We start from the raw sequence: 20,352 nt of genomic DNA, 5'->3' as shown, positions 1-20,352 counted from the left end.
CGGCCGATGGCGACGCGCTGACGCTGGCCGCCCGACAAGGCCGCAGGCTTGCGATCCAGCAGCGGTTCCAGCTTCAAGATCTGCGCCGCCTCCTGCACCTTGGCGGCGATCTCGGTCCGCGGATGGCCGTTCATCTTCAGCCCGAAACCCATGTTTTCGGCCACTGTCATGTGCGGATAGAGGGCATAGGTCTGAAACACCATTGCGATGCCGCGATCGGCCGGCTCGGCGCCGGTCACGTCGCGTCCGCCGATGCGGATCGCACCACCCGTCGTCTCTTCCAGCCCGGCGATCATCCGCAGCAGCGTGGACTTGCCACAGCCCGAAGGGCCGACGAAGACGCAGAACTCGCCCGGCTCGACCTGCAGATCGACGCCGTGGATGACCTCGGCATCGCCGAATTTCTTGACGATCTTTTCCAGTCCGACTCCGCTCACGGGGTCCGTCCTCCCTTGTTCCGCGAACCCGCCTTCAGCCGGGCCGCTTCTGTTCCGGAAAGCGCCAGTCGCTGGCGGCTTTCGCAATCTTGTCCGCCGTGTCCAGGATCAGCGGGACGTGGCGTTCCAGCCGGTCATGTTCGGCGCGCTGGCCCGAGGTGATCGACAGCGCGCCCAGCACCCGGCCCTGCGGCGACAGGATCGGCGCGGCGATACAGCGGATGCCGGGTTCGTGTTCCTCGTTGTCCCAGGCGATGCCGCATGCGCGGATGTCGCGCAGCTCGGCGCAGAGGCTTTCGGCATTCCTGTGCGTCTTGTCGGTGAAGCGGTGAAAGCTTTGCCGGGCCAGCGCGTCCCGCAGGGCGGGTTCGGGCAGAAAGGCCAGCATCGCCTTGCCGACGCCGGTGCAATAGGCCGGCCCGACCTTGCCCGATTGCGAGAACATCTCGACCGGGCGGGCGGCGTTGCGTTTGTCCACATACAGCACCATGCCCTGATCCAGCTGCGCCAGATGCAGCGTCTCGCCGGTAAGATGCGAAAGCTGGTCCAGATGGCACGCCGCGATCGGCGCCAGCGCGCTTTGCGACCAGGCCGCATGAGCCAGCCGCACCAGGCGCAGGCCCGGCGCATAGGTCTGGCGATCGGCATCGAAGGCCAGCATCCCCTGCTTCGTCAGGGTCCGGAGAAAGCGGTACAGCGTGGCCTTGGGCAGGCCGGATACGGGCAGCAATTCGGCAAAGCGCACCGGCCGGCCGAATTCGGCCACGCGATCCAGCACCGCCAGCGTGCGCCCGACCGTGCCGTCCGTGCTGTCGGGCGCCGCAATCGCCTTGTTCATGACTCCTCCTCAGGGCTGTTGACAGGATGAGAGATTCGCGGCAGCATTTCAATATGTAAAATCAAGTTCCAGCATGTGAAACAAGATGCTGGCTGTTTTACCGGCGAAAATGGGGAGGAGACCCGAATGACCATGCCAAGAACCACCGCGCTGACGGCGCTGATGGCCGCGCTTGCCTTGCCCGCCATGGCCCAGCAACGCGATCTGACCCTGTTCACCGATGCCTCCGATCCGGCACCCAAGGCCGCCTTCGAGCAACTGGTAAAGGGGTTCGAGGAGGAAAACCCCGATGTGAAGGTCACGGTCAACACCTTCGATCACGAAGGCTACAAGACCGCGATCCGCAACTTCCTGACCGCCGACAGCCCGGATCTGGCCAACTGGTATGCAGGCAACCGCATGGCGCCCTTCGTCAATGCCGGACAGTTCACCGATGTCTCGGATGTCTGGGAGGAGAACGGGCTGAAGGAATCGCTGGCGCCGGCGCTGTCGTCGATGACCATCGACGACAAGCAATGGGGCGTGCCCTACACCTATTACCAGTGGGGCATCTACTACAACAAGGATGTCTACAAGCAGGCCGGCGTCGAGGTGCCCAAGACCTGGGACGACTTCATCGCGAATTGCGAGAAGTTCAAGGAAATCGGCATCGATTGCCTGACCACCGGGACCAAGGCGCTGTGGCCCGCCGCCGGAATCTTCGACTATCTCAACCTGCGCACGAACGGCTACGATTTCCACATGCAGCTGACCAACGGCGAGATTCCCTGGACCGACGACCGCGTGCGCAAGGTCTTTGCCGAATGGGCCAGGGTTTTGCCCTATACCACGCCCAACGTCGCCGCGATCGATTGGCAGGACGCGGTGTCCAACATCGTGCAGGGCAAGGCCGCGAACTACGTCATGGGCAATTTCGCCGTCGCCACCTTCCGCGATGGCGGGATGACGGACGAGACGCTGGGCTTCATGGACTTTCCCGAGATCACGCCGGGCATCCCGCGTGCCGAAGAGGCGCCGACGGACACGATCCACATCCCGGCAGGCGCCAAGAACGTCGAGGATGCCAAGAAATTCCTGGCCTATGTGGCGCGCGCCGATGTGCAGACCGCGATGAACGAAACGCTGGGCCAGTTGCCGATCAACGTCAATTCGACCGTGGGGGACGATCCGTTCCTGAAACAGGGCTTCGAGGTGCTGTCCACCGCCGAGGGCGGCATCGCCCAGTTCTTCGACCGCGACGCGCCAGCGCAGATGGCCAAGGCCGGGATGGAGGGATTCCAGGAATTCATGGCCTATCCCGACCGTCTGGACGCGATCCTGGAACGGCTCGAATCGGTCCGCCAGCGCGTCTACAAGAACTGATCCTGCGCGTGGCGGGCGGTTCCCGGAACCGGGTGCCGCCCGCCTTTCCCCCCTTCCTGATCCGAGGAGTGCGACGATGACCGTCTCGCCCGCCGCCGCGCTGCCGCCAAATGGCCCGCCCGCGCCGCGCCGCCGCAGGCTGGGGCGCAAGCTGGCGCCCTGGCTGTTCCTGGCCCCCGGCGCGATCATGTTCCTGGTCTATGTCATCATCCCGATCGGCCAGTCGATCCGGATCTCGTTCTTCGACTGGGACGGGCTCAGCCCGAAGGTCTGGACGGGGCTTTCCAACTATGCCGAGCTGTGGGGCGATCCGGCCTTCTACACCAGCCTCAAGAACAACGTGATCTGGCTGGTCCTGTACATGCTGGCGATCCCGGCCGGCCTGGCCATTGCGCTGTTTCTGAACCAGACCGTGCGCGGCATCCGCATCTACAAATCGCTGTTCTTCTTTCCCTTCGTGATTTCGCAGGTCGTGGTCGGCCTGATCTTCTCGTGGTTCTACGCGCCCGGTTTCGGGCTGTTCTTCGAGATGACGAAATGGTTCGGCGGCGAGGGCGTGGCGGTGCTTGCCAACCCCGATACCGTGACCTACGGCATCATCGCCGCAGGTCTTTGGCCGCAGATCGCCTATTGCATGATCCTGTATCTGACCGGCCTGAACGCGGTCGCCCCCGACCAGATCGAGGCCGCCCGGCTGGACGGCGCCAAGGGGCTGAAGATGCTGTGGTACGTGGTGCTGCCGCAGCTTCGGCCAGCGACCTTCATCGCCGTCGTGGTGACCGTCATCGGCGCCCTGCGCAGCTTCGATCTGGTGTCGATCATGACTGATGGCGGACCGTTCGGATCGTCGCGGGTGCTGTCCTTCTACATGTATGAACAGGCGCTGTCGGAATACGGCTATCGCATGGGATACGGCGCGGCCATCGCGGTGGTCCTGTTCGCGATCATGATGATCTTCATCTCGGGCTTCATCTGGAAGATGTGGCGCGACGAAAAGGGGCTTTGAGATGTTTCCCAGACCCGTCCAGTCCATGAGCCCGGCCGCGCGGACCACCTACCAGATCGCATTGCCGGTGATGCTGATCCTGTGGCTTCTGCCGCTGCTGGGCGTGGCCCTGACCTCGGTCCGTCCCTCAAGCGATCTGGCGCAGGGCAATTATTTCGGGGTGCCGTCCTACCTGGCGTTTTCGAACTATCTCGACGTGTTCCGCAATTCGCCCTTCGCCAGCTACATGCTGAATTCTTTCCGGGTGACGATCCCGACGGTGATCGGGGCGGTGGCGCTGTCCTGCCTGACCGGCTATGCGCTGGCGGTCTACAGGTTCAGGGGCAACCTGATCGTCTTCTTCCTCTTCGTGGCGGGCAATTTCGTGCCCTTCCAGATCCTGATGGTTCCGGTGCGCGACCTGACGGTGACGATGGGATTATACAATACCATTACCGGGCTGGCGCTGTTCCACATTGCCTTCCAGACCGGGTTCTGCACGCTGTTCATGCGCAATTTCATCAAGGCGCTGCCGCGCGAACTGATCGAGGCCGCCCGCGTCGAGGGCGTCAGCGAATGGCAGATCTTCTGGCATGTCGTGCTGCCGCTGGTGCGGCCCGCCATCGCGGCCCTGTCGGTGCTGGTCTTCACCTTCATCTGGAACGATTATTTCTGGGCAACGGTGCTGACGACCGGGGCCGGCACGCAGCCGATCACCGCCGGACTGCAATCGCTGAACGGGCAATGGGTGGCGGCCTGGCAACTGGTTTCGGCCGGATCGATCCTGGCCGCATTGCCGCCGGTGGCGATGTTCTTTCTGATGCAGAAACACTTCATCGCGGGGCTGACGCTGGGGGCGGTGAAGTAATGATCCGAACCTGGTCGCTGGACGATGCGCGGCAAAGCCTGGTCCTGGCCAGCCGCGACGCCCGCCTGCCCGAGATCGTCTATTGGGGCGCGCCCCTGCCGCCGGACGAGGATCTGGCGGCGCTGGCCCGCTCGGGGTTGGCCGATGTCACCGGCGGGATGCTGGATCGGCTGCCCGAATTGTCGATCTGCCCGGAAGCCTCGCAAAGCTTCCCGGGCGAGCCGGGGCTGATCGCGCGCGATCTACAGGGCCGCCCGCTGCGCCCCGCCTTCCGCCTTCAGGGCGACGAGACGGCCGAAGGGCGGCTGGCGCTGTCCTATCGTTGCGCGGCCACCGGCATCGGCTATCGCGCCAGCTTTGCGCTGGACGCGGATACAGGTCTGGTCGCGGCGCAGGCCGAAATCGACAGCGATCGGCCGATCATCCTGCACTGGCTGGCCGCGCCGGTCTTTCCGGGCCCGCAACTGGCCGACGAGATGCTGGAAATTTCCGGCCGCTGGTGCGGCGAATTCCAGATCGCGACGTCAGCCTGGCGCCCCGGCCAGCGCGTGCGCGACAATCATACCGGCCGCACCGGGCACGAACATTTCCCCGGCCTGATCCTGCCCGACCGCGGCGCCGCCAAGACCACGGGCGAGACCCGCGCCTTCCATTACGCCTGGTCGGGCGGGCACCGGATGCTGGCCGAGGAATTGCCAGACGGCCGCCGCCAGATCCAGTTCGGCCACGCTTCGGGCGCCGAGCCGGGGCCGGGACGGCATTTTCGCACCGCGACGCTTTACGCGGCCTTTTCGGATCAGGGCTCGAACGGCTGCGCGGTGGCGTTCCAGCGGTATCTGCGCGCCCGCGCGCCGCAGGCCCGCCCGCGCCCGGTCCACTATAATTGCTGGGAGGCAGTCTATTTCGATCACGATCTGGCCGCGCTGAAAGACATCGCCAGCCGCGCCGCCGCGCTTGGCGCGGAACGATTCGTGCTGGATGACGGCTGGTTCGGCCGGCGCGACGACGACACGACCAGCCTCGGAGACTGGCAGGTCGATCCGCGCAAGTATCCCGACGGGCTGGGTCCGCTGATCGCGCATGTGCGCGGGCTGGGCATGGATTTCGGCCTCTGGTTCGAACCCGAGATGGCCAACCGCGACAGCGAACTGGCGCGCGCCCATCCCGACTGGATCCTCGGGGCCGGGGATCAGATCGAGGGCCGCGGCCAATGCGTGCTGGACCTGTCGCGGCCCGTGGTCCGCGACCATCTTTTCGCAGCCGTCGACGCCGTTCTTTCGGCTCACGCGATCGGCTATGTGAAATGGGATCATAACCGGGTGCTGCCGCATACGGACGCGGCGCAGGCGCGCGGACTTTATGACGTGCTGGACCGGCTGCGTGCGGCCCATCCGGGCGTCGAATTCGAAAGCTGCGCCTCGGGCGGGGGGCGGATCGATTTCGGCATTCTCGAACGCGCCGCACGGGTCTGGCTGTCGGACAGCAATGACGCGCTGGAACGGCTGCGCATCCAGCACGACGCAGCGCTGTTCCTGCCCGCCTGCGTCACCGGCAGCCATGTCGGCCCCCGCATCTGCCACACGTCGGGGCGCGAGATCGACATCCACACCCGCGCCTGGACCGCGGCCCAGCGGCACATGGGATTCGAGATGGACCCGCGCGAACTGACCGATGACGAGGCGCGGGTGCTGCGCGACGTGACCGCGTGGTGGAAGGCGGGTCGCGACTGGCGGATGGAGGCCGATATCCTGCGGCTGGACAGCGCCGATCCGGCCGTTCTGGCCGAAATGCAACTGGCCCGCGACGGCCGCCGCTTCGTGGCCTTCGCCGCGCAGATGGCCAGTTCGGCGCCGATCCTGCCCCGGCCGCTGCGGCTGGCCGGGCTGCAGCCGGATGCCCGCTATCGGCTGCGCTTGCTTGATACCGGGCAGGGCACGCGGCTTTCGCGCGGGCTGCCGGCGCTGAAGGCCGGGCCGGTCACGGCCAGCGGTCAGGCGCTGATGCGGCGCGGCGTCACCCTGCCATGGACCTTTCCACAGCGGATCCGGGTGATCGAAGGAGAAAGGGCATGAGCCACGCCAACCCCGACTGGATCGCCGCCGATTGGGGCACGACGCATCTGCGGCTGTGGGCCATGAATGGCGACCGGGTGCTGGATCGCCGTGTCTCGGATCAGGGGATGGGCCGTCTGGCGCCCTCGGAATTCGGCCCGGTGCTGGAATCGGCGCTGCGGGGATGGGGGGTGGCCCCGGTCGTCGCCTGCGGCATGGTCGGCGCGCGCCAGGGCTGGTTCGAGGCGCCCTATACGCCGGTGCCCTGTCCGGCGCGGCCGCGGCTGGTCAGGGTGCCGGGGCACGCCGCGCGGCCGGTCTTCATCGCCTGCGGCCTGCGTCAGGACAGCCCGCCCGACGTGATGCGCGGCGAGGAAACCCAGATTGCCGGCCTGAGCCTGCGCGATCCGGATTTCGACGGAGCGGTCTGCCTGCCGGGGACCCATACCAAATGGGTCACGATTGCGGGCGGGCGCGTTGCCTGTTTCCGCAGCTGCATGACCGGCGAGATCTTCGATCTGCTCGCCCATCGTTCGATCCTGCGGCACATGCTGGGCGCGGGAGGTGACGACATGGCCGCCTTCGACGCGGCCTGTCAGGCGGCGCTGACCGATCCGGCCGCGGCCTATGGCGCGCTGTTCGGTCTGCGGGCCGGGGCATTGCTGAACGATCTCGCCCCCGCGACCGCTGCCTCGCGTCTGTCCGGGCTGCTGATCGGCTGGGAACTGGCCGCGACGCGCGATCTGTGGGCGGGCCGAACGGTGGCGCTGATCGGCAGCCGCGTGCTCAGCCCCCTTTATGCCCGGGCGCTGGCGACCCGCGGGATCGCCGCCACCGTCCATGACGCCGAATATCTGACCCTCGCCGGGCTTTTTGCCGCGCGCCACAGCCTGGAAATTTCCCATGACACCGGAGCCCAGCCATGAGCCGCCCCCTGATCGCCATCCTGCGCGGAATCACCCCGACCGAGGCGCTGCCCGTGGCCGGGGCACTGATCGAGGCGGGCGTGACCCGGATCGAGGTGCCGCTGAACTCGCCCGAACCGCTGGACAGCATCGCCCGCATGGTCACGGCCTACGGGTCGGATGCGCTGATCGGCGCGGGCACGGTGCTGACCCCCGGTCAGGTGCGCGAGGTGGCCGCGACCGGCGCGCGGCTGATCGTCTCGCCCAATTGCGATCCGGCGGTGATCGCGGCCAGCAAGGCCGCCGGGATGGACAGCTTTCCCGGCGTGATGACCCCGACCGAGGCTTTTGCCGCGCTGGCCGCAGGGGCGGACGGTCTGAAGCTGTTTCCCGGCGAATTGATCGGCCCGGCGGGACTGCGCGCAATGCGCGCCGTGCTGCCGCCGGAGGTGCCGCTGTTCGCGGTGGGCGGCGTCTCGGCCGACAACATGGCCGATTGGCACCGCGCCGGTGCCGCCGGATACGGGATCGGATCGGCGCTCTACAAGCCCGGCGACAGCGCCGCGACCGTCGCCGCGAGGGCGCGCGAGCTGATAGCCCGCTTTGACGGGGCGTGCGCGGCATGACGGCGGGGATCCTTGATGGCCGCGCCTGTTTTCTGGGCGAAGGACCTTTGTGGCACCCGCTGCGCGGTCAGCTGTTCTGGTTCGACATCCTCGACGGACGGCTGCTCAGCCGCGACGCGCAGGGCGCGCGGGAATGGCCGATCGGCCAGATGGCCGCCGCCGCCGCCTGGGTCGATGCCGACACGCTGGCGATTTCAACCGAGACCGGGCTGCGGCTTTTCGACATCGCCAGCGGCGCGCACGAGCCGCTGGCCGGAATCGAGGCCGACAACGCTGCGACGCGCTGCAATGACGGACGGGCCGATCCGATGGGCGGGTTCTGGGTCTCGACCATGGGCAAGCGGGCCGAACCGGGGGCGGGGGCGATCTATCGCTATTACCGGGGGGCGGTCGCGCCGCTGTTCACCGCGATCACCATCCCCAATGCGATCTGTTTCGCCCCGGATGGACGCCGCGCCTATTTCGCCGATACCCCGACCGGCCGGATCATGACGGTCGCGCTGGATGCGCAGGGCTGGCCCGATGGCGCGCCCGAAGTCTTCGCCGATCTTGCCGCGGAAGGACTGAACCCCGACGGCGCCCAGACCGATGCCCAGGGCGGGGTCTGGAACGCGCAGTGGGGCGCCGGGCGCGTGGCCCGCTATCGCCCCGATGGCAGCTTCGATCGGGCCATCGCGGTGGGCGGGCGGCACGCATCCTGTCCCGCGTTCGGCGGGCCGGATTTCGCGACCCTGTTCGTCACCACCGCGCGGCAGGGAATCGAGGCACCGGATGCGGGGCAGGGCTGTGTCTATCAGGCGCCCGCCGGAATCGCAGGCCGCGCCGAGCCCGCACTGCTGCTGGGCCGCTGAACGCCGCGCGGGGCGTCGTCCGATCGGGCGGTGGCAATCGCAGCCGGTCCCGGTCCGGCGCGCCGCCTGCAACAGGAACCGGTCCGGCAGGTGCTGCGCAGGATCGGTTGCCACGGCATCCAGGCAGGCACCGGCACGACATCCGGCGACGGCATCGGCTGGTCCGTCCTGTCCGCCCGCGCGATCAGGGCCGGTCGGTCACGGCCCGGCCTCGAACCAGTCCAGCATCGCCGTCGCCCAGCCCTTCGGCAACACATGGCCGCCCGGATGCAGCGCGAGGACCAGCGATGCGCCGGGCGCGCAATCGCTCCACCGCCGGATCTGGAACGACGGATCGCCCGCGAAACCGTCGGGCTGGCTGCGCGGGCAGCGGTTCGCCGCGCGCCAGATCGCCATGGCGGCGAAGACATCGCCCTGCACCGCCGTGCCGCCACCGACCGCGCGACCCTCCAGCGGGACGGTGCCGTCGCGCCAGCCATGGGTGTGGAACAGCCGCACCGGACCGGCGCAGGCGCGCGGCATCGGTCGCCAGAAACTGCCGCCGACCGGGGCATAGGCGGCGAAACTGCCGGGCGTGTCGCAGGCCACGTAACTGACCATCGAGCCGCCGACCGAAAATCCCGCGAGAACCATCCGCGCCCGGTTCAGGCCCTGGCGGCGGGCGGCATCGTTGGCCACGGCGCGCAGGAACGCGCCCTCGTCACGGCCAGCCGCGCGCCCCTGGCGCGGAAACAGCCATTGCCGCCCGTCGCGCCCCTCGCGCGGGCTGCCATCCGGGGCGATTACCGCATAGCCGCGCCCGGTCAGCTCGCGAACCACCCCGGACATGGCCAGGATCCCGGATCCGTCACTGCCCCAGCCATGCAGCATCACCACCGCCGGCCAGCCACCGGGCGGCGCCTCGCCCCCGGGCAGGACCAGATGATAGCTGCCTGAAACCGCGCCCGCCTGAACCTGGCAGGCCGCCTTCCGGTCGGCGCATCCGGCCCGCGCCAGACCCGGCAGCGCCAGCGCCAGCATCACCAGCGAAATCAGCAGCCCGATCTGCCGCCGGATCATGGCCGCGCCGCCGCGATAGCGGCGCCGGCGCCATGCCCGCCGGCCTGAACCCTGGCCGGCGCGGTCTTCCCCGCCGGCTGCCGCCAGGGCTGCCGCTTCAGATAGCCGACGAAATAGGCGATGGCGGTGATGATCGCGGCCCCCAGCAGGTTGACCAGCGCCACGCTGGCCAGGTTCCGGCCCAGCAGATCCAGCATCACCCCCAGCAGCCGCGCCAGCACCATCGACGACATGAACACCGCCAGCGATTGCTGCCCGACCTTGCGCACGACGCCGACGATCCCGTTTCGGAACCGCCCGCCAGACAGCCTTGCGCCGCCCGGCCCGGCCGCGATCCAGGCCAGATAGGCCAGCGCCAGGAAATGGACATAGCGCAGCAGCCCGAAATGGGTCTTGTCGATCAGGATTTTCCACTCGTCGCGCCACTCGCGCACGAAATCCGAGACGCCGATGATCCGGAACCAGGCAAAGGGAACCGTCGCCACGATCACAACGATGGCCAGCGCGATCAGCCAGCCCCTGACAGGCGGCGCGGGCAGCCAGCCCGACATGAAGGCAAAGCCGGTAAAGAACACGAGCTGCCAGGCGAAGGGGTCAAAGAACCATTGCCGGTCGCTGGGGGGCTGGAACCACAATTCCGCCGGCAGTCCGACCCCCTTGAGCGAACCCGCCATCCACAGCGCCACCGAGGCCGCCATTGCCAGCGCGACGTGAATCCGCGCCAGCCCGATGATCACGGGGATCAGCGCCAGGATGACCAGATACATCGGCAGGATGTCGAAGTAATTGGGCACATAGGTCAGCGTCAGCAACCCGACCAGATTCGGCCCCGGATCGTTCAGGAACGGATAAAGGTTCAGCGCGCCGACGTAATCCCTTTCGAACCAGCCGGTCATGTTCAGCGCCACCATGCAGAACAGCGTGACCACGAAAACCCCGATATGGGCCCAATAGACCTGCCAGACCCGGTGTGCGACACGCAATGCGCCCAGTGCCATCCCGGCCCGGGCGAAAACCGCGCCGAAGGCCATGGCCGAGGCCATGCCCGACGAGAAGACAAAGATCTCGGTCGCGTCCGAAAAACCGAAACGGGCGGGAATCCACAGGGTCCAGGGATTGCCGGGGATATGGGCGATCAGGATGATATACATCCCGAGGCCGCGAAAGAAATCCAGCCGTGGATCGCGCGCCCTGGCCGGCGTGCCGGACAGGGCCAGCGCCTGCGAACGGTCGGCATCGGCGGAACCCGCGGACGGGGTGGCGGGCCGGGCGGCGGGCTGGATGGCAGCGGCAGGCGGCGGGGCGGTCATGGTCGGGATTCTCCGTCGGATGTCGGATGGCCGGGCGGCGGCGGCGCGGTCAGACCGCCCGTTCGCGCGCGGCGTTCAGCAGATCCAGCCTGCGCCGGGTATAGCCGTCCTCGAAGCCTCCGCGCAATCGGCGGCGTTCGTGCAGCATCTGTTCGGCCGCATCCGTATAGCCGCCCAGAAGCGCCGATTCGATCGTCAGCCGGGTGAACACGTCGCGCTGCGCATGGCTGCCGCCGATCCGTTGCAATTCCGGCGCGGCGCCGCGCAGGTTCAGCCAGGCGCGTGCGTAGCTGCCGCTGCCGAAGGCCTGGAGGCCGGCCGCGATCCGCTGCCCCGGATCGGCAAGAATCGCCGCCGCCTCGCCCTCGCTCGCACGGGCGCTGGCCATGCGCGCGACCAGCCCGGCCGCGGCCTCGTCGCGCCCGCCGCCGATCAGCGACAGCAGATAATGCAGGTCGGCGAAGGCCAGGCTGCCATCGCCGGAACGTTTCTCGGACAGATCGGCCAGTTCGTCCCAGCGGCGGCCGACATCGACGCCCTCGATCTCCAGCCGCGACAGCAGCGAGGCCGCGTTCGAGATGTCGCGGTAATCGTCGGTCCGCTCGGACCGGACCTCGCGGTCGTACAGATCCAGCGCGGCGTCGAAATCGCCCAGATCCAGATACATCAGCGCCCGGTGCCACCAGACATGGAAGCGGAAATTGTTGCAATGCGCCCAGGACGATTCGCGTCCCGTCAGCCAATCCAGCCCCTCGCGCGCGCGTCCCGTGCTGTCATGGACATGGGCCACCGCGTGCAGCCCCCAGGCATCGTCCGGAGCCAGGTCCACCCCGTGCTTTCCGGCCGCCTCGGCGGCGGCGTATTCGCCGGTCTCTTCCAGCGTGAAGGCATGGCAGCCCAGCAGATAGCCGCGCGCCGGGTGATCGTCCCAGTGTGGCAGCACCGCCTCGACCGAGCGGCGCATCGCCTGCGGGCGGCCCATGATGAAATGGATCGCGTGGACCAGCTTCATCGCCAGCGCGTCGCGCGGATGGTCGTCCAGGATCTGCTGGACCCGCGCGGCGGCGGCCGAGGGCCGGCCCGACAGCCAAAGTTCCAGCGCCGCGACATAGCCCGCCTCGCGCGGGGTCGGCGGGCGGCGTCGGGCGGCGGTCCGCGCCCGCGCCATTGCCTCGTGGGCGGTCTGCGTCATCTCGGCACGGCCCAGCATCAGGCAGGACAGGCCCCGGATCGCCTGGGCCAGCGCAAAGTCGCCGTCGGCCGCGATTACCGCGTTCAGATCGTCTCCGGTGGCGGCTGAATGGGACAGGATGCCGCGGATCACGCGATCCCACAGCGGCACCAGCCGCGCGTCGGTCGTGACGTCCATTCCCGACAGGTCCGTCATCGATGCCATGCTGGCCTCCTGTGATCAAAATCGCGCGTGGCTGGCGCCTGAGGCCCGGCAACCCCTTTGCATGACACCGCATCCGGGGTTCTATACGAACACCGCCGCCGGAATGTTACAGTTTTTGTCATACAGGGGGCGAACCACTTGCGGACGGCGGCAAGAAGCCGCCCCCCGGGGGACAGGCGCCATGCCCAACAAGACCCCACTTCTGCTGTCCATCCTGGCGCTGGCCGCGCTGCTGGCTTCGCAGGCGATGATGGGGCGGGCCGCGGGCATGGGCGCGGCGCTGGCCGGGTTTCTGGGCGGCTTTGCCTTCTATCACGCAGCCTTCGGCTTTGCCGGAGGCTGGCGGCGCTGTCTGACACAGGGCGACGGCAGCGGCGTCCGCGCGCAGGTGCTGCTTCTGGCGCTGATCCTGCCGGTCAGCCTGACGCTGATTGCCCTCGGCGGCGCCTCGGGCTGGGTCGTGCCGGTCGGGGTCGGGTTCCTGGCGGGGGCCGCGATCTTCGGCATCGGCATGGCGCTGGCGGGCAGCTGCGCCTCGGGGACCCTGTTTGTGGCGGGGGGCGGCAATACGCGGATGCTCGTGACTCTGGCCTTCTTCATCGCCGGATCGCTGCTGGGCACCGCCCATGTGCCGTTCTGGCTGTCGCTGCCGCGCCTGCCGGCATTGTCGCTGCCGGCAACCTTCGGCACCCCCGGCGCCATTGCCATCAGCCTGGGCCTTTGCGCCGCGCTGGCCTGGCTCAGCCGCCTGCCCGAGCGCAGCCGCCCCATCCCGGCGTCACGGTCCGTGCCGCCGTTCCGCCTGCTGCGAGGCCCCTGGCCGGCCTGGTTCGGGGCGCTGGTCCTGGCCATCGCGGCCCTGGGCATGTTTCTGAGCCTGCACCGGCCCTGGGGCGTGACCGAGGCTTTCGCGCTGTGGGGGGCCAAGATCTATCAGGCCCTGGGGTTTTCGGTCGCGGACTGGCCCTATTGGTCGGGCGGGCGGCGCGCGCAGCTGACGCAGCCGGTGCTGGCCCATGCCACATCGGTCACCAATCTCGCATTGATCGCGGGGGCGATGGCGGCGGCCTCGCTGGCGGGGCGGTTCCGTCCGGTCTGGACCGTCTCGGGGCGGGAGGTCGCCACCGCGGCACTGGGCGGGCTGGCGATGGGCTATGGTGCGCGGTTGTCCTCGGGCTGCAATATCGGCGCGCTGATGGGCGGCGTCACCTCGGGCAGCCTGCATGGCTGGGTTTGGGCGGTGGCGGCCTTTGCGGGCTATGCGCTGATGCTGCGATGGCGGCTGCCGGGCAGGCGGGGCGATGCGCGGGTTCAGAACGCGCCGTCATAGGCGCGCGGCCCGATCCGCAGCGCCAGCAGGCTGAAATGGTCGCGGTCCAGCGCGGCGCGGGTCTGGACCTCCAGCGTGTCTTCGTCCTCGATCCAGGCGCCATGGCCGCCAAAGGCACGGGCCAGCGCCGGAAAATCGGTCCGGCCCGCGAAATCGACGCCCAGATTGCCGCGCTGGCTGGCGCGCTGTTTCATCTCGATCAGCGACAGGCTGCCATCGACCAGCACGCACAGGATCACCGGCAGGCCCAGATCGCGCAGGCTGGCCAGGTCGCCGGCGCCCATCTCCAGCCCGCCATCGCCCAGGATCGCCAGAACCGGCGTATCCGGCCGGCCCAGTTTCGCCCCCGCCGCCAGCGGCAGCGCGCAGGCCATGGTGCAAAGCGCGCTGGATTGCAGCATCAGCCGCGGCGCCGGACAGGTCCAGATCTGGCTGGCGAGAATCCGGTGCGCGCCCGAATCCGCCGTCACCACCGTTTCGGGTGGCAGCAGCTGCCGCAGCCTTTGGAACGCCCGATGCGGCCCCCAGCCCGGCGGCGGATCGAAGGCGCGCTCCAGCGCCCTGCGCGCCTGTCCCGGCGCCCCGTCAGGCCAGCGTGGCGTGGCCACGTCGTGGCGCAGCGCGGCCAGCGTCGGTGCGATGGCACCGATCAGCAATTCGTCGATGCGGTGCATCCCGTGGCCGCGCGCGACCGGGGTGATCTCGATCGCGGTCTGGTCGGGCCGCCAGGGGTCGCGCCAGCCGGCCCGCATCTCGATCGGGTCATAGCCGGCCATCACGATCACATCGGCCTGTGCGATCAGCGGCATCAGCACCCGGTCGGCGCGCGGCGACAGCCCGGCCCCGCCCAGCGACAGCGGATCGGCCTCGTCCATCAGGCCCTTGCCCTTGTAGCTGGTGATCAGCGGCACGCCGTGGGCGCGGCAGAAATCGGCAATGGTCGGGCCCGCGCCTTCGTTCACCGCATCGACCCCGGCGATCATCAGCGGCCGCATCGCCCCCGCCAGCGCAGCCTGCGCCCGCGCCAGCGAGGATGCATCCGGCAGGCCGGGGCGGGCGGGCGGAATCGTTGCGGCTCGGGCCTCGTCGCCGGGGTTCTCGGCCACGCCGATGGGCACATCGACATGAACCGGGCCGGGCTGGCCGCTGGTCGCGATGGCGATGGCCTTGGCGATCACCGCGCCCACCGCACCCTGATGCAGGCGAAAGCTGGCCTTGACCACCGGACGCAGCAGCGCCTGATGATCGAGGACCTGATGGGTATAGCTTTCGGCCTCGGCGGCATCGACGCAGCCGGTCAGAACGATCAGCGGCACCCGGTCCTGCATCGCGTTGGCGATGACATTGACCGCATTGGCGACCCCGGGCCCCAGGGTCGCCACCAGCACCGGCAGATCGCCGGTCATGTGCCAATGCCCCTCGGCGAAGAAGCCGCCGGCATTCTCGTGCCGGACCAGCGTGAAGCCCACGCCCGCGCGGTCCAGCGCCTCGATCAGGGCCAGGACCTCGCCGCCCGGCACGCCGAAGGCGCGGCTGGCGCCCGCCCCGGCCAGGGCCGCGCCGATGATGTCGGCGCCTGTCGCGGGTCCGGTCACGGCGCTGATGCGGGCGAGGGCAGCCCGATCGCCCCGGACGCTTCCAGATCGCGCAGTTCCTCGGCGTCCAGATCCAGATGCCGGCCCAGAACCTCGGCCGTGTGCTGGCCCAACAGCGGCGGTGCGTTGCCATAGCGGACCGGCGTGTCGCTGAATTTCAGCGGATTGCCGATCAGCTCGACCGCGCCGGCGCCCGCCAGCGGATGCGGCAGGCTGATGCGCATCTCGCGCGCGGCAACCTGCGGACCTTCGAAGACCTGCCGCAGGTCGTTCACCGGCCCGCAGGGCACGCCGATCGACGCCATCCTGTCCAGCCAGTCGGCCCGGCTGCGGATCCGGGTCAGCGCCTCGATCCGCGGAATCAGCTGGTCGCGATGGGTCACGCGGGCGGTGTTGGTGGCAAAGCGCGGATCCTCGGCCATGGCGGGATCGCCCGCCTCGGCGGCAAAGCGGCGGAACTGCGCGTCATTGCCCACCGCCAGGATGAAATCCCCGTCAGAAGCCGGAAAGCTGCCATAGGGCACGATGGTCGGATGGTCGTTGCCGCGCCGCGGCGGCACCTTTCCGTCGGTCAGATAGCCGACGCCCTGGTTGATCAGCCAGGCCACCTGCGTGTCGAACAGGCTCAGGTCGATATGCTGGCCGCGCCCGGTGCGGTGGCGGGCCTGCAAGGCCGCCAGAATGCCGCTGAGCGCATACATGCCGCACATCACATCGGCCACGCCGACGCCCACCTTCAGTGGCCGGCCATCGGCCTCGCCGGTCAGGCTCATGATCCCGGCCTCGCCCTGGATCAGGAAATCGTATCCCGCCCGCGCCGCGTTCGGCCCGGTCTGGCCGAAGCCGGTGATGGAACAATAGATCAGCCGTGGATTGCGCCGCGACAGGCTGGCGAAATCCAGCCCGTAGCGCGCCATGTCGCCGGTCTTGAGGTTCTCGACCAGGATGTCGGCGCGTTCGGCCAGCCGCCCGATCAGCGCCTGGCCCTCGGGCGTGGCGATGTCGATGGCGACCGATTGCTTGCCGCGATTGGCGCAAAGGTAATAGGCGCTTTCGCCGGTTGCCGTGCCATCCGCGCCGGTGACGAAGGGCGGACCCCATTTGCGGGTGTCATCACCCATGCCGGGGCGTTCGATCTTGATCACCTCGGCGCCCAGATCGGCCAGCGCCTGAGTGGCCGTCGGCCCCGCCAGGATCCGCGACATGTCCAGAACCGTGATCCCGTCCAGCGGAGCTTCAGACGACATCGGCAGATCTCCCCCACCCTGATGGCGGCATCCGCGCGGCCCGTTCAGGCCCGCTGCATCAGCCGCATCACCGCAACCAGCACGATGCCGTAAAGGACGTGGCCGACCAGCGCAACCCAGGTGATCCCGGTGAAGTTCAGGAAGAAGGGCAGCCCGGCAATCGCGGTGATGCCGCCGATGGCAAAGACCCACAGCCCGAATCCGTAGACGGCCGAGGCCAGCAGCGCCCCGCCCCGGCCGCCGGTGACGGCGTTCCAGACCGGGCGGAACACGAACAGCCAGCCGATCGGATAGCCCAGCAGTCCGACGCCGTAGAAATGCACGAAATATCCCGCGAAATCGCCATTGGGCAGGCCCAGACGGCCCAGCAGGCTTTTGGCCAGCCCGTGCGGCGACAACGCCGCCAGACCCAGTCCCGGACTGATCAATTGGCCCCACAGGTCGAAGGCCATGGTGGCCACCACGCCCGCGATCATCATCATCCCCAGGGTGCGGGCGTTCAGCGGCGGCCAACCGGTTCCGGTGTCGCCGGTGACGGTCTGGATGTCGGGCATGGTCATGGTCTTGTCCTTTCCTGTGCTGCGCTGCGAAGGGCGCGGACAGCGGTTACCGACCTGCCTGCGGCTCATCGGGGGTGAAATCGGGTATCGCGCGGTCCGAGGCTTTCGCGGGCTCGATCGCCGGCCAGTTTTCCTCGGCGATGGCGATGTTGCCGGGGATGTCCGCCTGCCAGAGCCCGGCGACGTCCGGGGTGATGTTCAGATACAGCCTGTCATCGACGATGCGCCACAGATCGGGGTTGCCCGGAACCTTGTTGCCCCTGGCGACGCCATAGGCGCAATGTCCGTCATATCGGGGCGCGTAGCGGGCCGGGTCGGTCAGGAACCGGTCGCGGTTGGCGGCTGTGGCAAAGGCGAAGACGGCACCGTTGTATTCGGCGGTGATGTCGCGGCGCCCTGGCACGGCCCGGGGCTGGGGCCGGCCCGCCGGCACCTGTTCCAGATCGCGGTAGGCCACGACATCATAGCCCGAAACGGCAAGTCCCGTCGCGTCCACATATTGCTCGCCGGCAAGGGCCGCCGCCGGCTTCAGCATCAGGGGCGTCAGCATCAGGACCAGCGCGGCCATCAGATGGATCGGTTTCATGCGGCACCTCCGGAATGGCGCGGTCGCTTTCGCCGACCGCCATATCCGCCATTACGCGGGCCGGACCCCGGACGTTACGGCACGCGACGGCGCTTTTTCGAAGGACAGGCGGATTGCGCAGCAAATCCCGCGCTGTCGCGCAGAAGATCTGCATTCTCGGACACGGCTCTGGAAAGCGCCCGCATCAGCGGTAGAGCACGACGGGCACCTTGCACGATCGGATCATCTGGGTGGTGGTCGAGCCGATCATCAGGCTGCGGATGCGGCTGTGGCCATAGGCGCCCATGACCAGCAGATCGAATTCCTCATCGGCGATGATCTGCGGCAATGCGGTTTCGGGCTCGCCCCGGACGAAGCGCGCCTCGGCCTTCCGGCCCGCGTCTTCCAGCACGGCCTGAGCAGCCTCGATCCGGGCCTGGGCGGCGGGGCCGGGTTCGGACACCGTGATCAGGCTGATCGCCAGGTCGCGATACAGCGGACTGTCGGCGACATGGCGGACAGCCTTCATCGCCGAATCGCCGCCGTCGAAGGCGATTATCGTGCGGGCGATGGGTCGGAAGGCGCGCGAGGCAACCAGAACCGGCTTGCGGCTGACCCGCGCGATCCGTTCCAGATTCGAGCCCAGGTGACCCTTGGCGAAATCCGCCGCCACACCGCGCTTGCCGATGACGATGGCGCGGGCCTCGGGCTCCAGCTTGGCGACGGTTTCGATCAGGTCGCCGTGCAGCAGGCGGGTCCGGACCTCGGTCGCGCCACTCTGGCGGGCCAGTTCGGCCGCATCCTCCAGCATGGCCCGGCCCTGCCGCGTCGCCAGTTTCGACCGCTGCGCATCCAGTTCGGCCAGTTCCTCGAGCAGCCGGGTCCGCGCACCCAGCCGGATCGCGCCGGACAGATCCTGCGGAACGGCCCCCTCGCGGCGGCCAAGGACGTGCAGCAGGTCCACCGGCGCGCCGGTCCGGGCCGAAACCCAGGCCGCATGTTCGCAGACCGAGGCCGCATAGCTCGAGCCGTCGATCAGCGCCACGATCGGGTTGGTCATCGGAAGCGTCTCCTCAATGTGCGGCCAGCTTGTCCATCGCGCCGGGCTTGTCGTGGATCGCCAGCTTGTCGACGATGGTCTCGGACGCCCGGTTCAGCCCGACCAGATCGACCTCGGCCCCGTCACGGCGAAATTTCAGGATCGCCATGTCCAGCGCCTGGACCGAACTGATGTCCCAGATATGGGCGCGGCTGACGTCGATCACCACCCGGTCCAGAGCCTCGTGGAAATCGAAGGCCGCCATGAAATCCTCGACCGAGCCGTAGAAAAGCTGACCCTCGATCTTGTAGACCCGCTTGCGTCCGTCGGCCGAGATCGTCGAGGACACGCGGAACAATTGCGCGATCTTGGCGGCAAAGAAGATGCCCGACAGCAACACGCCGACCAGCACGCCGATGGCGAGGTTGTGGGTGTAGACGACCGTGGCCACCGTCGCCAGCATCACGGCCGAGGATGACCTGGGATGGGTGCCCAGGTTGCGGATCGACGACCACGAGAAGGTGCCGATCGACACCATGATCATGATCGCGACCAGCGCCGGCATCGGAATCCGGCTGACCAGATCGCCAAGGCCGGTGACCAGGATCAGCAGGAATACGCCGGCGACGAAACATGACAGCCGCCCGCGCCCGCCCGATTTCACGTTGATCATCGACTGCCCGATCATCGCGCAGCCCGCCATGCCGCCGATGAAGCCGGTCGCGGTGTTGGCAAGCCCCTGACCGATACATTCCTGATTGCGGTTGGACCGGGTGTCGGTCAGCTCGTCCACCAGATTCTGCGTCATCAGGCTTTCCAGCAGCCCGACCACCGCGACGGCGACCGAATAGGGCAGGATGATTCGCAGCGTTTCCACGTTCAGCGGCACGTCCGGCAGCAGGAAGACCGGCAGCGTGTCGGGAAGAGCGCCCATGTCGCCGACGGTCCGCACCTCCCATCCGAAGATCAGGCTCAACCCGGTCAGCACGATGATCGTGACCAGCGGCGAGGGGATCGCGCGCGTGATGAGCGGGAACAGGTAGATGATCGCCAGCCCCGCTGCGACCAGCGGAAAGGTCGGCCAGGGCACCTGGCGCGGGTCCAGTTCAGGCAGTTGCGCCAGAAAGATCAGGATCGCCAGCGCGTTGACAAATCCTGTCATCACCGATTTCGACACATAGCGCATGACGAAACCCAGTTTCAAAGCCCCGCAACCGATCTGTATCAGACCGGCCAGAACCGTCGCGGCAAGAAGATATTGCAACCCGTGGTCGCGGACCAGCGTCACCATCAGCACCGCCGTGGCCGCCGTTGCCGCCGAGATCATG

Annotated in this window: 19 protein-coding genes; 8 read left to right on the top strand and 11 right to left on the bottom strand. The window is 68.3% G+C overall.

From position 1 onward, the window contains the following. Positions 1-437, bottom strand: a 437-nt coding sequence (locus B4A72_RS11880; protein WP_292978677.1) for an ABC transporter ATP-binding protein, incomplete at its 3' end; no start/stop codon positions are given. A gap of 34 nt (positions 438-471) precedes the next feature. Continuing rightward, positions 472-1,275, bottom strand: coding sequence for an IclR family transcriptional regulator (locus B4A72_RS11875; RefSeq protein ID WP_292950794.1), 804 nt, complete (start codon positions 1,273-1,275; stop codon positions 472-474). A 126-nt stretch (positions 1,276-1,401) separates the two neighbouring features. Between B4A72_RS11875 and B4A72_RS11870 the strand changes: the two genes are divergently transcribed. From B4A72_RS11870 to B4A72_RS11840, 7 genes are all read left to right on the top strand, one after another. Next, positions 1,402-2,637 (top strand): ABC transporter substrate-binding protein, encoded by a 1,236-nt coding sequence (locus tag B4A72_RS11870; protein WP_292950796.1) that lies wholly within the window; start codon positions 1,402-1,404, stop codon positions 2,635-2,637. Between the two features lie 76 nt (positions 2,638-2,713). After that, on the top strand, positions 2,714-3,643 hold the full coding sequence (locus tag B4A72_RS11865) for a carbohydrate ABC transporter permease (RefSeq protein ID WP_292950798.1): 930 nt from the start codon (positions 2,714-2,716) through the stop codon (positions 3,641-3,643). A gap of 1 nt (position 3,644) precedes the next feature. After that, positions 3,645-4,490, top strand: coding sequence for a carbohydrate ABC transporter permease (locus tag B4A72_RS11860; protein WP_292950800.1), 846 nt, complete (start codon positions 3,645-3,647; stop codon positions 4,488-4,490). After that, positions 4,490-6,562, top strand: a complete 2,073-nt coding sequence (locus B4A72_RS11855; protein WP_292950802.1) for an alpha-galactosidase — start codon at positions 4,490-4,492, stop codon at positions 6,560-6,562. The genes B4A72_RS11860 and B4A72_RS11855 overlap by 1 nt, the downstream gene beginning before the upstream one ends. Continuing rightward, on the top strand, positions 6,559-7,467 hold the full coding sequence (locus B4A72_RS11850; protein WP_292950804.1) for a 2-dehydro-3-deoxygalactonokinase: 909 nt from the start codon (positions 6,559-6,561) through the stop codon (positions 7,465-7,467). Before B4A72_RS11855 ends, B4A72_RS11850 begins: the two co-directional genes overlap by 4 nt. Next, the gene (locus B4A72_RS11845) at positions 7,464-8,072 is read left to right on the top strand and encodes a 2-dehydro-3-deoxy-6-phosphogalactonate aldolase (RefSeq protein WP_292950806.1); all 609 of its coding nucleotides are present in this window, start codon (positions 7,464-7,466) and stop codon (positions 8,070-8,072) included. Before B4A72_RS11850 ends, B4A72_RS11845 begins: the two co-directional genes overlap by 4 nt. Further along, positions 8,069-8,923 carry an SMP-30/gluconolactonase/LRE family protein gene (locus B4A72_RS11840; protein WP_292950808.1) on the top strand — a complete coding sequence of 285 codons (855 nt, stop codon included), beginning with the start codon at positions 8,069-8,071 and terminating at the stop codon, positions 8,921-8,923. Before B4A72_RS11845 ends, B4A72_RS11840 begins: the two co-directional genes overlap by 4 nt. Positions 8,924-9,121: 198 nt before the next feature. Here B4A72_RS11840 and B4A72_RS11835 read toward each other — a convergent pair whose 3' ends face one another. Genes B4A72_RS11835 through B4A72_RS11825 form a run of 3 tightly spaced genes read right to left on the bottom strand, consistent with a single transcriptional unit; the run spans position 9,122 to position 12,679 of the window. Then, positions 9,122-9,982: an alpha/beta hydrolase family esterase gene (locus B4A72_RS11835; RefSeq protein ID WP_292978675.1), complete on the bottom strand. Its 861-nt coding sequence runs from the start codon at positions 9,980-9,982 to the stop codon at positions 9,122-9,124. Continuing rightward, a complete protein-coding gene (locus tag B4A72_RS11830) occupies positions 9,979-11,292 on the bottom strand; it encodes an OpgC family protein (protein ID WP_292950812.1) in 1,314 nt (437 codons plus the stop codon). The genes B4A72_RS11835 and B4A72_RS11830 overlap by 4 nt, the downstream gene beginning before the upstream one ends. 49 nt (positions 11,293-11,341) lie before the next feature. Beyond that, positions 11,342-12,679, bottom strand: coding sequence for a tetratricopeptide repeat protein (locus tag B4A72_RS11825; protein WP_292978683.1), 1,338 nt, complete (start codon positions 12,677-12,679; stop codon positions 11,342-11,344). Positions 12,680-12,869: 190 nt separating this feature from the next. Here B4A72_RS11825 and B4A72_RS11820 point away from each other — a divergent pair, with 190 nt between their 5' ends. After that, positions 12,870-14,018 (top strand): YeeE/YedE family protein, encoded by a 1,149-nt coding sequence (locus tag B4A72_RS11820; RefSeq protein WP_292950814.1) that lies wholly within the window; start codon positions 12,870-12,872, stop codon positions 14,016-14,018. Here B4A72_RS11820 and B4A72_RS11815 read toward each other — a convergent pair. From B4A72_RS11815 to B4A72_RS11790, 6 genes are all read right to left on the bottom strand, one after another. Beyond that, positions 14,000-15,613, bottom strand: a complete 1,614-nt coding sequence (locus B4A72_RS11815; protein WP_292950816.1) for a thiamine pyrophosphate-binding protein — start codon at positions 15,611-15,613, stop codon at positions 14,000-14,002. The genes B4A72_RS11820 and B4A72_RS11815 overlap by 19 nt on opposite strands. Then, positions 15,610-16,860, bottom strand: a complete 1,251-nt coding sequence (locus B4A72_RS11810) for a CaiB/BaiF CoA transferase family protein (RefSeq protein WP_292978673.1) — start codon at positions 16,858-16,860, stop codon at positions 15,610-15,612. Before B4A72_RS11810 ends, B4A72_RS11815 begins: the two co-directional genes overlap by 4 nt. A 44-nt stretch (positions 16,861-16,904) precedes the next feature. Beyond that, the gene (locus B4A72_RS11805) at positions 16,905-17,420 is read right to left on the bottom strand and encodes a hypothetical protein (protein WP_292950820.1); all 516 of its coding nucleotides are present in this window, start codon (positions 17,418-17,420) and stop codon (positions 16,905-16,907) included. Between the two features lie 46 nt (positions 17,421-17,466). After that, positions 17,467-17,988, bottom strand: a complete 522-nt coding sequence (locus B4A72_RS11800) for a YHS domain-containing (seleno)protein (protein ID WP_292950879.1) — start codon at positions 17,986-17,988, stop codon at positions 17,467-17,469. A 202-nt stretch (positions 17,989-18,190) separates the two neighbouring features. After that, positions 18,191-19,045: a universal stress protein gene (locus B4A72_RS11795; protein WP_292950822.1), complete on the bottom strand. Its 855-nt coding sequence runs from the start codon at positions 19,043-19,045 to the stop codon at positions 18,191-18,193. A gap of 13 nt (positions 19,046-19,058) precedes the next feature. After that, positions 19,059-20,352, bottom strand: a 1,294-nt coding sequence (locus B4A72_RS11790) for a SulP family inorganic anion transporter (protein ID WP_292978671.1), incomplete at its 5' end; no start/stop codon positions are given.

The sequence above is a fragment of the Paracoccus sp. UBA5162 genome, assembly GCF_002413585.1.
Classification (GTDB): Bacteria; Pseudomonadota; Alphaproteobacteria; order Rhodobacterales; family Rhodobacteraceae; genus Paracoccus.
Note: the sequence above shows the minus strand (reverse complement) of the source record. Positions and strands in the feature narration are given on the sequence as shown.

Excerpts from the sequence above, each read along its gene's own strand:
- B4A72_RS11875 (WP_292950794.1), bottom strand. The coding sequence starts at position 1,275 with ATGAACAAGGCGATTGCGGCGCCCGACAGCACGGACGGCACGGTCGGG.
- B4A72_RS11870 (WP_292950796.1), top strand. The coding sequence starts at position 1,402 with ATGACCATGCCAAGAACCACCGCGCTGACGGCGCTGATGGCCGCGCTT.
- B4A72_RS11865 (WP_292950798.1), top strand. The coding sequence starts at position 2,714 with ATGACCGTCTCGCCCGCCGCCGCGCTGCCGCCAAATGGCCCGCCCGCG.
- B4A72_RS11860 (WP_292950800.1), top strand. The coding sequence starts at position 3,645 with ATGTTTCCCAGACCCGTCCAGTCCATGAGCCCGGCCGCGCGGACCACC.
- B4A72_RS11855 (WP_292950802.1), top strand. The coding sequence starts at position 4,490 with ATGATCCGAACCTGGTCGCTGGACGATGCGCGGCAAAGCCTGGTCCTG.
- B4A72_RS11850 (WP_292950804.1), top strand. The coding sequence starts at position 6,559 with ATGAGCCACGCCAACCCCGACTGGATCGCCGCCGATTGGGGCACGACG.
- B4A72_RS11845 (WP_292950806.1), top strand. The coding sequence starts at position 7,464 with ATGAGCCGCCCCCTGATCGCCATCCTGCGCGGAATCACCCCGACCGAG.
- B4A72_RS11840 (WP_292950808.1), top strand. The coding sequence starts at position 8,069 with ATGACGGCGGGGATCCTTGATGGCCGCGCCTGTTTTCTGGGCGAAGGA.
- B4A72_RS11835 (WP_292978675.1), bottom strand. The coding sequence starts at position 9,982 with ATGATCCGGCGGCAGATCGGGCTGCTGATTTCGCTGGTGATGCTGGCG.
- B4A72_RS11830 (WP_292950812.1), bottom strand. The coding sequence starts at position 11,292 with ATGACCGCCCCGCCGCCTGCCGCTGCCATCCAGCCCGCCGCCCGGCCC.
- B4A72_RS11825 (WP_292978683.1), bottom strand. The coding sequence starts at position 12,679 with ATGACGGACCTGTCGGGAATGGACGTCACGACCGACGCGCGGCTGGTG.
- B4A72_RS11820 (WP_292950814.1), top strand. The coding sequence starts at position 12,870 with ATGCCCAACAAGACCCCACTTCTGCTGTCCATCCTGGCGCTGGCCGCG.
- B4A72_RS11810 (WP_292978673.1), bottom strand. The coding sequence starts at position 16,860 with ATGTCGTCTGAAGCTCCGCTGGACGGGATCACGGTTCTGGACATGTCG.
- B4A72_RS11805 (WP_292950820.1), bottom strand. The coding sequence starts at position 17,420 with ATGACCATGCCCGACATCCAGACCGTCACCGGCGACACCGGAACCGGT.
- B4A72_RS11800 (WP_292950879.1), bottom strand. The coding sequence starts at position 17,988 with ATGGCCGCGCTGGTCCTGATGCTGACGCCCCTGATGCTGAAGCCGGCG.
- B4A72_RS11795 (WP_292950822.1), bottom strand. The coding sequence starts at position 19,045 with ATGACCAACCCGATCGTGGCGCTGATCGACGGCTCGAGCTATGCGGCC.